The 14,055-nt window shown below is 67.5% G+C and carries 12 protein-coding genes; 6 read left to right on the top strand and 6 right to left on the bottom strand.

Annotated features, from left to right (window positions below):
- Positions 1–70: 70 nt before the first annotated feature.
- Together purD and yccS are read left to right on the top strand one after the other, a co-directional pair.
- Positions 71–1,366, top strand: a complete 1,296-nt coding sequence (gene purD / locus KHN93_RS02900; protein WP_211921926.1) for a phosphoribosylamine--glycine ligase — start codon at positions 71–73, stop codon at positions 1,364–1,366.
- A gap of 116 nt (positions 1,367–1,482) precedes the next feature.
- Positions 1,483–3,696: a YccS family putative transporter gene (yccS, locus tag KHN93_RS02895; RefSeq protein WP_104561479.1), complete on the top strand. Its 2,214-nt coding sequence runs from the start codon at positions 1,483–1,485 to the stop codon at positions 3,694–3,696.
- Between the two features lie 130 nt (positions 3,697–3,826).
- Here yccS and KHN93_RS02890 read toward each other — a convergent pair whose 3' ends face one another.
- Positions 3,827–5,017 (bottom strand): MFS transporter, encoded by a 1,191-nt coding sequence (locus tag KHN93_RS02890; RefSeq protein WP_211921924.1) that lies wholly within the window; start codon positions 5,015–5,017, stop codon positions 3,827–3,829.
- A 97-nt stretch (positions 5,018–5,114) separates the two neighbouring features.
- Between KHN93_RS02890 and KHN93_RS02885 the strand changes: the two genes are divergently transcribed.
- The 4 genes from KHN93_RS02885 to KHN93_RS02870 all read left to right on the top strand — a co-directional run bounded on the left by KHN93_RS02885 (position 5,115) and on the right by KHN93_RS02870 (position 9,002).
- Entirely contained in the window at positions 5,115–6,017 is a 903-nt protein-coding gene (locus KHN93_RS02885) for a LysR family transcriptional regulator (protein WP_104561481.1), read from the top strand.
- Between the two features lie 67 nt (positions 6,018–6,084).
- Positions 6,085–8,007 (top strand): MFS transporter, encoded by a 1,923-nt coding sequence (locus tag KHN93_RS02880; RefSeq protein ID WP_104561483.1) that lies wholly within the window; start codon positions 6,085–6,087, stop codon positions 8,005–8,007.
- A gap of 240 nt (positions 8,008–8,247) precedes the next feature.
- Complete coding sequence (locus KHN93_RS02875; RefSeq protein WP_016902410.1) at positions 8,248–8,592, top strand: CD225/dispanin family protein; 345 nt, start codon at positions 8,248–8,250, stop codon at positions 8,590–8,592.
- Positions 8,592–9,002 carry a DUF2752 domain-containing protein gene (locus KHN93_RS02870; protein ID WP_104561485.1) on the top strand — a complete coding sequence of 137 codons (411 nt, stop codon included), beginning with the start codon at positions 8,592–8,594 and terminating at the stop codon, positions 9,000–9,002. Before KHN93_RS02875 ends, KHN93_RS02870 begins: the two co-directional genes overlap by 1 nt.
- A gap of 41 nt (positions 9,003–9,043) precedes the next feature.
- Here the strand turns inward: KHN93_RS02870 and KHN93_RS02865 are convergent, their stop codons facing one another.
- From KHN93_RS02865 to KHN93_RS02845, 5 genes are all read right to left on the bottom strand, one after another.
- A complete protein-coding gene (locus KHN93_RS02865; RefSeq protein WP_102250945.1) occupies positions 9,044–9,937 on the bottom strand; it encodes a cobalamin biosynthesis protein in 894 nt (297 codons plus the stop codon).
- A gap of 79 nt (positions 9,938–10,016) precedes the next feature.
- Positions 10,017–10,907: an NAD(+) diphosphatase gene (gene nudC / locus KHN93_RS02860; protein WP_102583334.1), complete on the bottom strand. Its 891-nt coding sequence runs from the start codon at positions 10,905–10,907 to the stop codon at positions 10,017–10,019.
- A 316-nt stretch (positions 10,908–11,223) separates the two neighbouring features.
- Positions 11,224–12,486: a lipase family protein gene (locus KHN93_RS02855; protein ID WP_104561487.1), complete on the bottom strand. Its 1,263-nt coding sequence runs from the start codon at positions 12,484–12,486 to the stop codon at positions 11,224–11,226.
- 647 nt (positions 12,487–13,133) lie between these two features.
- The gene (gene erpA / locus KHN93_RS02850; RefSeq protein WP_024938186.1) at positions 13,134–13,520 is read right to left on the bottom strand and encodes an iron-sulfur cluster insertion protein ErpA; all 387 of its coding nucleotides are present in this window, start codon (positions 13,518–13,520) and stop codon (positions 13,134–13,136) included.
- 82 nt (positions 13,521–13,602) lie between these two features.
- Positions 13,603–14,052 carry a bactofilin family protein gene (locus KHN93_RS02845; RefSeq protein ID WP_039513525.1) on the bottom strand — a complete coding sequence of 150 codons (450 nt, stop codon included), beginning with the start codon at positions 14,050–14,052 and terminating at the stop codon, positions 13,603–13,605.
- Positions 14,053–14,055: the final 3 nt, after the last annotated feature.

Raw genomic sequence — 14,055 nt, 5'->3', positions numbered from 1 at the left:
ACATCGTACGGCCTGCAGAACCAAAGACTTTGCTATTCCCCATTCCCTATTCCCCATTCCCGGCACTCAAATGAAAATCCTCGTCATCGGCTCCGGCGGCCGTGAACATGCCCTGGCCTGGAAGATCGCGCAGTCAGCGCGCGTGAGCGAGGTGCTGGTGGCACCCGGCAATGCCGGCACTGCGACCGAAGCCAAGTGCCGCAACGTGGCGATCAAGGTCGACGACCTGGATGGCCTGCTGGCGCTGGCGCAGCGCGAAGCCGTGGCGCTCACCGTGGTCGGCCCGGAAGTGCCGCTGGTGCTGGGTGTGGTCGACCGTTTCCACGCGCTGGGCCTGCGCATCTTCGGGCCCACCGCCAAGGCCGCGCAGCTGGAAGGCAGCAAGGCCTTCGCCAAGGATTTTCTGGCGCGCCATGGCATCCCCACCGCGTACTACGCGGTGCACACCGAGGTAGACGCCGCGCTGGCCTACGTGCGTGAGAAAGGCGCGCCGATCGTGGTCAAGGCCGACGGCCTGGCCGCCGGCAAGGGCGTGATCGTGGCGATGACGCTGAGCGAGGCCGAAGACGCGGTGCGCGACATGCTCTCGGGCAATGCGTTCGGCGATGCCGGCGCGCGCGTGGTGATCGAGGAATTCCTCGATGGCGAGGAAGCCAGCTTCATCTCGATGGTCGACGGCAGCCACGCCTTGCCGATGGCCACCAGCCAGGACCACAAGCGTGTCGGCGATGGCGACACCGGCCCCAATACCGGCGGCATGGGCGCGTACTCGCCGGCTCCGGTGGTCACGCCCGAGGTGCACGCGCGGGTGATGCGCGAGGTGGTCGAACCGACCGTGCAAGGCATGATCGCCGACGGCGTGCCGTTCACCGGTTTCCTGTACGCCGGGCTGATGATCGATGCGCACGGCGCACCCAAGGTGATCGAGTTCAATGTGCGCTTCGGCGACCCGGAAACCCAGCCGGTGATGCTGCGCCTGCAGTCGGACTTGGTGGATCTGCTGGACGCCGCCATCGACGGCAAGCTCGACAATACGCAGGCGCAGTGGGACCCGCGTCCGTCGCTGGGCGTGGTCATCGCCGCCAAGCCGTATCCCGAAGCCCCGATCACCGGCGAGGTCATCAGCGGGCTGGACGCGGTGCCGGCCACCGCCAAGGTCTTCCATGCCGGCACCGCGTTGAATGCAAACGGTGAGGTGGTCAGTGCCGGTGGCCGCGTGCTCTGCGTTGCCGCGCTGGGCGACAGCGTGCTGGAGGCGCAGCGCAGTGCCTATGCCGGCCTGCAGCCGATCCACTGGGCCAGCGCCTTCCAGCGCAGCGACATCGGCTGGCGTGCGATCGCCCGCGAGCAGGGCGCACAGGCCTGAGCGGCTTGCCCCAGGCACTTGCGACAACGCGGCTACTGACAAAGAACTAGCCGCCCTCCACCCCGATGGCGCGTGCCTGCGGCAATAATGCCCGGGCACCTTGCCTTGCAGAGACTGTGGCCACTTCTTCCTTCGAAACCCGCCTGAGCCGCCTGTGGGCCCATGAAAAGGCCAGCTACGGCCTGCGTGTGTTCATCGCGCTGGCGGTGGCAATGGGCGTGTGCTGGCACTGGCAGCAGCTCACCGCGGTGCCGGCGCTGTTCCTGGGCGCGATCGCCAGCGCCATCGCCGAGACCGACGACAACTGGCTGGGCCGCATCAAGTCGGTGCTGCTGTCGCTGCTGTGTTTCGCCGCCGCCGCCGCGTCGGTGGTGCTGCTGTTTCCGTATCCGCTGGCGTTTGTGACCGGCATGGCGGTGGCGACCTTCTCGTTGACCCTGCTCGGCGCGCTGGGCGAGCGCTACGCCTCGATCGCGCAGGCCACCGTGGCCTTGTCGATCTACGCCATGATCGGCATGGACCAGCACGGCAGCCACGATCCGTCGATCGCCTGGCATGGCGCGATGCTGCTGCTGATCGGCGCCACCTGGTACGGCGTGCTGTCGATCCTGTGGACCCTGCTGTTCGCCAATCGTCCGGTGCGCGAACGGCTGTCGCGGCTGTTCTTCGAGCTGGGCCGGTATCTCAAGCTCAAGGCCGACCTGTTCGAACCGGTGCGGCAGAGCGACCTGCACGCACGCCGGCTCGCGCTGGCCGAGCAGAACGCCAAGGTGGTCGGCGCGCTCAACGCCGCCAAGACCGCGATCATGAGCCGCTTCGGCCGCTCGGGGCGGCCGGGCGTGCAATCGGGCCTGTATTTCCGCCTGTACTACATGGCGCAGGAATTCCATGAGCGCGCCAGTTCCTCGCACTATCCCTACGAAGCGCTGACCGACGCGTTCTTCCACAGCGACGTGCTGTACCGCTGCCAGCGCCTGCTCGCGCTGCAGGGCAAGGCCTGCGCCGCGTTGGGCGAGGCGATCCGCCTGCGCCACCCGTTCGACTACGGCGACAACAGCCGCCTGGCCACCGAAGACCTGCGGCAATCGCTGGACTACCTGCACGCGCGGGCCGACCCCGCACTGGCGCGTCTGCTCGGCGCGCTGGAATTGCTGGTGACCAACCTGCAGAGCATCGAACGCAAGCTGTCGGAAGCGGCCCAATCCGATTCCACCAGCGACAACCTCGACACCCGCCTGCGCGACTCCTCGCCGCATACCCTGCGCGAAATGGCCGCGCGTCTGATGCAGCAACTCACGCCCGGCTCGGTGCTGTTCCGCCACGGCCTGCGCATGGCCATCGCGCTGGTGGTCGGCTACGCCATCATGCAGTCCATCCATGCCGACAACGGCTACTGGATCCTGCTCACCACCGCCTTCGTGTGCCGGCCCAATTACGGCGCCACCCGCCTGCGGCTGGTGCAGCGCATCGCCGGCACCCTGATCGGCCTGGTCGCCACCTGGGCGCTGATGCAGCTGTTCCCCGGCACCGAAGTGCAGCTGCTGCTGGCGCTGGCCGCCGCGCTGATCTTCTTCATCACCCGCACCGATCGCTACATGCTGGCCACCGCCGGCATCACCGTGATGGCGCTGTTCTGCTTCAACCTGCTTGGCGATGGTTTCGTGCTGATCTGGCCACGCCTGATCGACACGCTGATCGGTTGCGCGATCGCCGCGGCCGCCTCGTTCCTGATCCTGCCGGACTGGCAGGGCCGCCGCCTCAACCAGGTGATGGCCACGGTGCTGGCCAGCTGCGCGCGTTATCTGGCCCAGGTGCTGGAGCAATACGCCAGCGGCATGCGCGACGACCTGCCCTACCGCATCGCGCGCCGCGACATGCACAACGCCGATGCCGCGTTGTCGGTGGCCTTGTCCAACATGCTGCGCGAACCGGGCCGCTATCGGCGCAACCTGGATGCGGGCTTCCGCTTCCTGGCGCTGTCCAACACCTTGCTCGGCTATCTGTCTGCGCTTGGCGCGCACCGCGCCGCGCTCGATGGCGAACACGATCCAACCATCGTGCAGGCCGGAGACTACCTGCAGCGCGCGCTGGGCGAAATCGCCACCGCCTTGCGCGAACGCCAGCCGCTGCCGGCGCACGACGAAAGCCAGGAAATCGTCACCGCCGAAGCGCTGGAGCAGCATGCCGTGCAACTGCCGCCCAAGCAGCGCCTGGTGCGCGACCAGCTGGCACTGACCCTGCGGCTGCTGCCCAAACTGCGTGCCGCTGCCGTGGCGGTCACCACCGCGCCGGCAGAGGGCGCACCGCGCCTGGCGACCAGCAAGGCCTAGTGCGTCGTCGGCGGTGCGCATGCGCGCCGCCCAGCCACTGCCGCATCGATGTGGGCGGCGATGCCGACGCACCGCGATGCGCGCGCAGGCCACTTGATCCGGTGGCCGCGGCGCCGTTCCGGCAACGCATCTACTTCCAGTGCTTGCGCGCCACGCTCAGTCCCACCCAGCCCAGTGCCGCCACCGCCAGCACCGCCCCACCGATCACCACACCGTTCCAGCCGGCCTGCGCATATGCCGCCGTGCCCAGCGTGGAACCCACCGCACCGCCGATGAAGTAGCAGGTGATGTAGGCCGAGGTGATGCGATTGCGTGCGTTCGGATTGCGCTGGTAGATCACGCTCTGGTTGGCGATGTGCACGCCTTGCACCGCGATATCCAGCAGCAGCACGCCGACGATCAGCAGCGCGATCGACTGCGGCGCAAACGCCAGCAATCCCCACGACAGCAGCAGCATCACCAGCCCGCCCCAGCTGACGCGGTCGCCATGGCCGTGATCGGACCAGTGACCGGAACGGTTGGCGGCCAGCGCGCCGGCCGCACCGATCAGGCCGAACAGCCCGATCACCGCCGTGCCATAGCCATACGCAGGCCCGGACAACAGGAACGCCAGCGTGGTCCAGAACATGCTGAAGCCGGCAAAGATCAGCCCGCCCAGCACCGCACGCGAGCGCAGCACCGCATCGTCGCGCAGCAGCTTCAGCACCGAACCCACCAGCTGCGGATACGACAGTTGCGCATTGCCCGGGTGCCGCGGCAGTCCGCGCCACAGCAGCCAGGCGGTGACCAGCAACAGGCCGGAGGCGATCCAGTACACCGTATGCCAGCCGCCAACGCCGGCCAGCACCCCGGCCGCGGTGCGCGCCAGCAGGATGCCCAGCAACAGGCCGCTCATCACCGTGCCGATCACCCGCCCGCGCTCGTGCGGGGCGGCCAGGGTCGCGGCAAACGGCACCAGGATCTGCGCAGCCACCGAGCTGGCACCGGTGACGATCGTGCCAGCCAGCAACATGCCGAAGCTATGCGAGGCGGCGCTCACCAGCAGCCCCAGCGCACTGAGCACGAACAGGCCGACGATCAACCCGCGCCGCTCCAGCCGGTCGCCCAGCGGCACCAGCAACAGCAGCCCCGCCGCGTAGGCCAGCTGCGCGGCGGTCACCACCGCCCCGGCACTGCGCACCTGGATCCCGAACGCCTGCGCCAGCGTCTCCAGCAAGGGCTGGGCGTAGTAGTTGCTTGCCACCGCCAGCCCGGTGGCGGCGGCCATCAGCAGCACCAGTCGGCGCGGCAATGGCGGGTGGGCAATCGGTTCGACGGTCATGGCAGATGCCTGCTGTAGGAATGGGCGCAGTGTGGGCAGCGACGCGGCATCTTTCCAATGTATTGTTTTCACCGTGTCCATCGCGTTTGGAGATCGCATGCTGACCCTGCGCCAGCTTGAGTTCGCCGTGGCCGTGGCCGAGGAAGGCGGCTTTACCGCCGCCGCACGCCGGTGCAACACCGTGCAATCGGCGCTCAGCCACCAAGTCGCCAAGATCGAGGAATCCCTCGGTGCGCGCCTGTTCGAGCGCGGCACCCGTCAGGTGCGGCCCACCGCAGCCGGCGAGGTGTTTCTGCACAACGCCCGCGCCACCCTGCGTGCGGCCGAACGCCTGCACGAGGAAATGGCCCAGGCCCTGGGCACGGTGCGCGGCCGGCTCACGCTGGGGCAGATCTCCTCACTCACCACCGTGCAGCTGCCGACGCTGCTGCGCGCCTTTCGCAGCGCGCATGCGCGGGTGGACGTGCACCTGCGCACCGCCATGAGCGAGGCCCTGCTGCACGACCTGGGCGAAGGCCGGCTGGATGTGGCCCTGGTCGGCGTCGGCCCGCAGGTCGCGGTGCCGGAACAGCGGCTGCTGCTGCACGAGGAAGCCCTGGCCTTGATCGTGGCGCCCAGCCATCGTTTCGCCACGCGCAAGCGGGTGGCGCTGGCCGAGCTGGACGACGAACCGATGGCCGGGCTGATCGCCGGCGCCGGCGTGCGCGGCATCGTCGATGCGGCCTTCGCGCAGGCCGGCCTGCGGCAGCGCCAGCAGTACGAGGTCACCCATGCCGACCTGATGCGCGAACTGGTCGCCGCCGACCTGGGCGTGGGCATCGTGCCGCAGACCATGGCCACGGCCATGCGCGGGGTGGTGACGGTCGCGCTGAAGGAGCGCTTCGGCTTCCTGACCTATGCGGTGTGGCGGCCCGATCCCACCCCGGCCACACGGGCCTTCATGGCGCTGCTGCGCGCCCAGGCCGCGCGACGTGCGCCATCGGCACGCGCGCCGCGCTGAGCGCATCGGCATGCACCAGCGCGCCGTGGAAGCCTGCTAGGCTGCGCGCGTTCGCAAAGGAAACTGCATGTCCGGTCACAGTCAGTTCGCCCTGCTCAGGCAGCGCCGCTTCTTGCCGTTCTTCGCCGTGCAGGCGTTGGGCGCGTTCAACGACAACGTCTATCGGCAGGCCATCATCGGCCTGTTGTTCTACCTGGGCATCGATGCGGCGCAGCGCACGCTGTACACCAATCTGGCGCCGGCACTGTTCATCCTGCCGTACTTCCTGTTCTCCGCGCTGGCCGGGCAGATCGCCGAAAAGTTGGAAAAGCAGAAACTCATCGTGATCACCACCACGATGGAGATTGCGATCATGTCGCTGGCGGCGGTGGGGTTTGTCACCGAGAACATGGTGATCCTGCTGGTTGCGCTGTTCTGCACCGGCCTGCAGTCCACGCTGTTCGGGCCGGTGAAATATTCGATCCTGCCCTCGGTGCTGAAACCGGAGGAACTCACCGGCGGCAACGGCCTGGTCGAGATGGGCACCTCGATCTCGATCCTGTGCGGCATGATCTTCGGCGGGCTGATCTTCCAGATCGCCGGCAGCCATGGGCCGGTCGCCGCGGCCACCGCGGTGATCGCGATTGCCGTCACCGGCAACCTGGTCGCGCGGCTGGTGCCCAAGGTCGACGCTGGCGCGCCCGAGCTGAAGATCAATTGGAACCCCATCCCCGAATCGCGCGCCATCATGCGCCTGACCCGGCGTACGCCGGCGGTGCGCAACGCCGTGCTCGGGGTGTCGTGGTTCTGGTTCGTCGGCACCGTGCTGACCGCGCAGTTGCCCACCTACGCGCAGGTCAATCTTGGCGGGCAGCAGGATCTGTACGTGTTCGCGCTGGCGCTGTTTTCGATCGGCACCGGTGTCGGCTCGCTGCTGTGCGAGCGGCTGTCCGGACGCACCGTGGAAATCGGCCTGGTGCCGCTGGGCGCGTTCGGCATCAGCGCATTTCTGCTGGACCTGTACTTCGCGCGCCCCGGTGCTGCACCGGCCACCGATCTGTCGATCGGCCAGTTCGTGCAGCAGGCCGGCAGCGTGCGCCTGATCGTGGACCTGGTCGGCATCGGCCTGTTCACCGGCTTGTTCGTGGTGCCCTTGTTTGCGCTGATCCAGAGCCGCACGCCCAAGGCCGAACTCTCGCGCGTGATCGCCGGGCTCAACATCCAGAATTCGTTGTTCATCGTCAGTGCCGCCATCATCGGCATTGCGCTGCAGCTACCGCAGCTGGCGCTGTTCGGCGTGCGCATTCCGCTGCCGGGCCTGAGCATTCCGCAGGTGTTCCTGGCCCTGGCGCTGGCCAATACGCTGGTGGCGCTGTGGATCTTCACCCTGGTGCCCGAGTTCCTGATGCGCTTTCTCAGCTGGGTGCTGGTGAGCGTGCTGTACCGGCTGCGCACGCGCGACATCGACCGCCACGTGCCCGACGAAGGCGCCGCGTTGCTGGTCTGCAACCACGTCAGCTACATGGACGCGCTGATCCTGTCGGCGGTGATTCCGCGCCCGGTGCGCTTTGTCATGTACTACAAGATCTTCCGCATCCCGGTGATGCGCTGGATCTTCCGCACCGCCAAGGCGATCCCGATCGCCGGCGCACGCGAAGACCCCGCGCTGATGCAGCAGGCCTTCGATCGTATCGATGCGGCGCTGGCCGACGGCGAGCTGGTGTGCATCTTCCCCGAAGGCGCATTGACCCGGGATGGCGAGATCGCACCGTTCAAGTCGGGCGTGGAGAAGATCCTGCAACGCCGCCAGGTGCCGGTGATTCCGATGGCACTGCGTGGCATGTGGTCGAGCATGTGGAGCCGCCGCGACACCCGCCTGGGCCGCATGCGCGTGCCGCGCCGGATCCGCGCGCATATCGAAGTGGCCGCCGGCGCAGCGGTTCCCGGCGACACGGCGACCGCCGCGCTGCTCGAACAGCAGGTCCGTGCACTGCGCCAGGATCAACCGTGACTGCGGCCGCGCGGGCTTTGCGTCCGCCGCGTGCCGCGAGTAGCCTGTGCGCCATTGCACGCATTGCCGCCGCGCTCGCCTAGCGGGCGCGACAAGAAGGACCGGGGGAAGTCGTCGTACGCCACATCACCGTGTCAGACGCGTTCGCCGTGATCGGTGGACGCTGCCTGCGCGGCCCATCGCTGCCTTCCCCACGCGCTGCAACATCTCGCTGTTGTTTACCACCCAAGGAGCTTCACCATGAGTGCCATCCCACCGCCGATCCATCCCTCGCCCAGCGCCGCACCGGGCCCGATTCCCAATCACCTGATCTGGGCGATCGTCTCCACCGTGCTCGGCTTCTGCCTGTGCTGCCCGGCCCTGATCACCGGCATCGTGGCGATCGTGTTCTCCAGCAAGGTCAACGGCCTGCTCAACCAGGGCGACATCGACGGCGCACGTCGCGCCTCCAACACCGCCAAGACCTGGTGCATCGTGACCAGCGTGCTGGCCGTCATCGGCCTGCTGATCAACATCGGCATGGTCGCCACCGGCGGCATGCAGGGCTACATGGACTACATGCAGCAGTTGCAGCACATGCAGTAATGGAACTGCGTCCACGCCACTGGCTTGGACTCGGGGCGGCCACCAGCGTGGCCGCTTTCGGTGTGTCGTTGCTGTATCGCTTCGATCCGAACGCGAGCAACAGCCCGTTCCCGCCCTGCGTGTTCCGTGCCGTGACCGGCTGCTACTGCCCCGGTTGCGGCATGACCCGCGCGCTGTATGCGCTGGTGCACTTCGATCTGCCCGGCGCCTTCGCCATGAACCCGGCCGCCGTGCTCGGCCTGTTCACCCTGCCCGGCCTGATCGCCTGGAAAGCCGGCTGGCGCGCGCGCTGGTTTGCACCGGTGGTGACCGTCATGTCCGAGCCGAAGTTCTGGTTGTGGGCGTTGCCGACGTATTGGGTTGCCAGGAATTTGCCTTGGTACCCGTTTACCTTGCTGGCACCGGGTTAGCAGGTCGCGAACAGCCGCTCGATTGAAATCAGGCTGCGCGCCTACCGCACCCAGCCGGCGATCACCAGCAACGCCAGCACCACCATCCACAGCAGCAGCACGCGCCAGACCAGACTCATCGCATCGCGCACTTCCGGCAGGCGGCGCCACACCGGCACCAGCCCCGAATCGGTGTAGTCGTGCGCTTCTTCGCGCAGTTCGGCACTCACGCTGGCACGCGCCACCGCACCGAGAAAATGCGGCTCCAGCGACCAGCGGTTGCCATGCGCCTGCCGCCAGGCACGGAACACCGTGTCGAAATTGCCCACCAGCGCCATCGACACCGTGATCAACTGCGCCACCGGCCATTCCAGCGCGGCCAGCAACCAGCGCGCGCCGGCCAGGTTGCGCGGCGGCAGCAGCACCGAGAGCGGGCCTTCCACCGCCAGCGCCGTCAGCCGATACAGCACCGCGCCGAACGGCCCCAGCAGCAAAAACCACCACAGCACCGCGAACCAGCGCCGCAGCCCGTTGACCACCACCGCTTCCACCAGCGACGGCGCATCCTCGTGCACGCTGCCGCCGGCGGCCTGCAGCTGCGCGATCGCATCGCGGCGCGCGCCCGGTTCGTCGGCATCGATCACCGCTTCCACATCGCGGTCCAGATCGCGCGGCCCCCAGGTCCAGGCCAGCACCGCCACGCCGAACAGCAAGGCCCAGAACCCGCGCCAGACATCGTCCAGCAGCCATTGCAGCAGCACGACCACCAGCAAGGCCGGCAACAGCGCCAGCACCACGCCATAGCGCCCCTGCCACGCACCGCGCCCGGCGGCATGGCTGTCCAGCCGGCGCAGCCACTGGCCGAACCATTCGAAACGCCGCAGCCGCGCCACCTGGGCAGGCGCCAGGTGGCCCAACGCAAGTGCGACGACGACAGCAACCAGGGTGGTGAACATGGGTGGGCCTCCTCAGCCGAGTCTAGCCGAGCCGATGCAGGCGCACCCGATCTGGCTGCGCTGCAGCGCCCGCCCCGGCTCAGCCATGCGCGCGATGCCAATGCTCGATCAGCGCCCGCGCGATGGAAATGCGCGGCGGCAGCCCGATCTGGCCTTCGCCGGCCAATGCCGCGGTGACCTCGGCATGGCTGACCCAGCGCGCGTCCTCCAGTTCACCGGTGACCTGCGGCACCTCGCTTGCCGCAGCGCGCGCGGTGAAGCCCAACATCAACGCGCCGGGGAACGGCCACGGTTGCGCGCCCAGGTAGCGGCAGTCCTGCACCTGCACGCGGGTTTCCTCGAACACCTCGCGCGCCACGGTCTGCTCCAGCGACTCGCCGGGTTCGACAAAGCCGGCAATCACCGAATAACGCCCCGGCGCCCAGCTTGCCTGCCGCCCCAGCAGCAAGCGCGCGCCATCGCTGACCGCCACGATGATCGCCGGGTCCACGCGTGGGTAATGCTCGGTCTGACATTGCGTGCAATGGGCGATGAAGCCGGCCCGGCGGAACGCGATCGTTCCGCCGCAGACGCCGCAGAAGCGCGTGCGCGACTGCCAGTGCAGCATTGCGCGCGCATAGGCAAAAGCAGTGGATATGTCTGCCGGCCAGTCGGCGGCGGCCTGGCGCAGGTCGATGCGCTGCGGCGCTTCCACACCGAGCACATCGGATGGCAGGCAGAACCAGCCGACGTCATCGCGCAGCCCAAGAAAGATCGCCCCGTCCGGCCCGTCGCCAAGCGCGGCACCGTCCATCAGCAGCGGCTGGCCATCCGCATCGGCCAGCGCAGTGCCCTTGGCATCGAGCAGCAGCACGCGGCCCTGCGGCCACAGACGCGCCAGCGCCGCGGGATCGTCGCGCAACAGATCGCCACGATCCAGCGGCGCATGGGTGAAGGCGAAACCGGAGGTTGAAAAAGAAGACTCTGACATCGGCGCAAGCCTGCCGATAATCGGCATCGCCCGCAAGCAGCGCACCATCGATGCAGGCCCGGCCGGCGGCGCGCGTTCAGACGTCGACATGGCCCGGCGCCCGCCGGGCGGTCATGAGCGCGTCACATTGCGCGCCACATCGCAGAGCAGGCCACGTGCGATCGACATGTGTTGCAGCCAGCCGGGTCCGAATCCCGGTATCTTCAGCCTTGTCGCCTGTGACAGCGACAAGGCTCCATCGAAGGGTGAGGCGTCCAGCGTCGATCCTGGACGCGCTGATCATCCAGCGCTGTCAGCGACCACCCCATCCCCGGCCTCAGCGCTGCTTGTCCAGCAGCTGATGCCGCACGGCGACGATGCACGGTTCGTTGGTGGTCAGATGCACGAACGCCGAGTTGTCGTTGGGGTCGCCACTGCCGATGTCGACCAACGCTGCCTGAGTGCTGCCGCGACGTTTGAAAGCGGCAATCGCGGTCACCGCATTCTTCAGCGGGATGGTGGCGTCGTTGGACGAACCGCATAGCAGCGTCGGCGTCTGTGGCGCCCAGTCCAGCAGGTCGTTGCGCGCCAGATCCTTGCGGAACGGATTGCCGGGGTTGCTGGCAAAGTCGCGATAGAACCCTGGCTGGAAATACGCCTTGAGCTGGTCGATCCCGGGCAGCGTATCGCCCAGGACCAGATCGGTCAGGCCCAGTTTGCCGGGGAACAGCGCCTCGACCCGGGCCGCCCACGGATCCTGAAATACCTGTCCGGCCGCCAGATAGATATTGCGATACGTGTGCTGCATCGCGACGATCGCGTAGCTGCCCAGAATGATGCCGAAGCTGCTTTCGCCAACCGCATTGCTCCCGCTCCAGCTGTCCACGAAGGTCTGCTCCAGCGCGTAGGGCCCGGAGATCGGTGCGCTGGCAACCAGATGGAACTCCTTGGACAGATGCGCTTCGATCTCGCGCTGGGTTGCCAGTGCGGCATGGCCGCCTTGCGAATACCCCGACAGCATGACCTTGTCGGATAACGGCGTCTTCAAGCGCTGCAGCACGCTGCGTGCCGCGCGCAGGGCATCGATCGTCGCACTGGCCTCGGTCGCGCTATGCAGGTAGGGATGGAAGCCGTAGCTGGATTGACCGAGCCCCAGATAATCGCTGCTGACCACCACATAGCCCTGGCTGGCCAGCCGTGTGACCAGCGGGTCGTCGCCCTTGGCGTCACGGATGTCCTTGGCCTGTTCCTCATTGCGGATCGTCGCTGTCGACCGCCCCCAGCCCAGCAACGGATACGGCCCGGTGCAACGCTCGCCACCTGGAATCAGCACCACGCCCGACGCAGTGGCCGGTTCGCCATCGACACCGACGGTGGCATAGGTGAACTCGGCCACGCGCACATTGCATCTGGGCTGTTCGGCCTGCGGCTCGGAGGTGAGCAATGCGGCAATCGCATCACGGGTGTAGCTGGTCAGGAAATTGCTGCTGAGCAAGCTGCCGCGTGCGGGCGATGCCTGCGCGCTGGATGCAAGCACTGCGCTGGCGATACCAAGCATGGCCAGCAGGCCCAGCGTCGATCGGGATCTGATCTGCAACATGGGGAGGCGTCTCTCGTGGATGACTGCAATGGGCAGGGGACTGGCGTGTCGAAGGATCGAGATCCGTTGCGCGATCAACGTACGCGGGCTGGGCGGCGCGGTGACTGCACCATGGGGTGGGATCGGCGCGGTGCGCGGCACGCTCGGTCAGCGCAGTGGCGACCGCCCGCGCGCGTCACGCAAGGCAAGACGCGATGCATGAATCCAAACCGGCATGTGCTGGCACCAGCGCTGAGCATGCGTGCAGTATCGCCATCGCCGCACGCGGCCCAGCTCGCGCGCACGAAGCTTGCGCGCGCATGGCGAACCCCGCAGCAGGAGAATGTTCACAGCGCGTTGGACACGTACATCGATAGCGCGTGGCGCTTCGCCAGTGCATCGGCGAGCATCTGCGCAGTGCGTGGATCACATGGATCGGCGTTTTGAAAATCCGCCCGGCTGCGGTGTCGTTGACCCGCAACACGCGTCGCATCAAGAGTCATACAGCGCGCGCAAGCTGCGCACAGCGTGAGGCCGTATCGACACACTCACGCGACTGCCACTATCACCGCACCATGTCAGACCTGAGAACGTCGCAGGCAGCAGATTGCCCGCGACTCGACCGCAACATCACACACAAACAACCAAGCGCCAGCAACCGCGTCGATTCAGACGCTGAAGCTGCTACCGCACCCACAGGTGGTCTTGGCGTTCGGATTGCGGATCACGAACTGCGCCCCGGTCAGGCTTTCGGTGTAGTCCACTTCGGCGCCCATCAGGTACTGCAGGCTCAGCGGGTCCACCAGCAGCGTCACCCCGTCGGTGGCCACGGCCAGGTCGTCCTCGGCGCGGTTCTCGTCGAACTCGAAGCCGTACTGGAAGCCGGAACAGCCGCCACCCTGGATGTAGACACGCAACGCCAGCTCGGCGTTGCCTTCTTCCTGGATCAGCTCGCGCACCTTGCTGGCGGCGGCCACGGAAAAGTTCAACGGCCGGTCGATGGACTGATAGTCCGGGGCCGGGGCGGCGGTGGGAAGCGAAACGAGCGTGCTCATGGCGTCAGCATGGGGGCCAGGCGGCCCCACTTCAAGCGCTGCTTGCCAAATCTGGGGCCCGCTTCAGCTGCAGGCCACACCCTCAAGCGTCGGCAGTCTCGGCCTGCAAGGCCTTGACCGGCTCGACGCGGCCGGCCTCCGGCGCCGGCAACGCGGCGGTCGCGCCAGCGGTGGCGGCATGGATCAGGCGGCCGGTGAGCTGCGCGCCGGCGCTCATCTCCACCACCTGGTAATGCACATTGCCCTGCACCCGCGCGTTGGCGGCCAGTTCGACCCGCTCGGCGGCATGCACGTCGCCGGTCAGCTGGCCATTGATGATTACCACCGGCGCGCGCACCTCGCCCTCGATGCTGCCCTGCTCGGCCACCGTCAAGGTGGCGCTGGCGCCGTCTTCGGCAATCACCTTGCCCAGGATGCGACCTTCCACATACAGCCCGCCGCTGAACATCAGGTCGCCGCGGATGACCACCTGCGGCCCGATCAAGGTGTCGACCACGGTCTGCGCACCACGGTTGGATTTGTTTCCGAACATCAG

This window comes from Xanthomonas arboricola pv. juglandis (genome assembly GCF_905367715.1).
Lineage (GTDB): Bacteria > Pseudomonadota > Gammaproteobacteria > Xanthomonadales > Xanthomonadaceae > Xanthomonas > Xanthomonas arboricola.
This window is presented reverse-complemented; position numbering and strand designations above follow the sequence as displayed.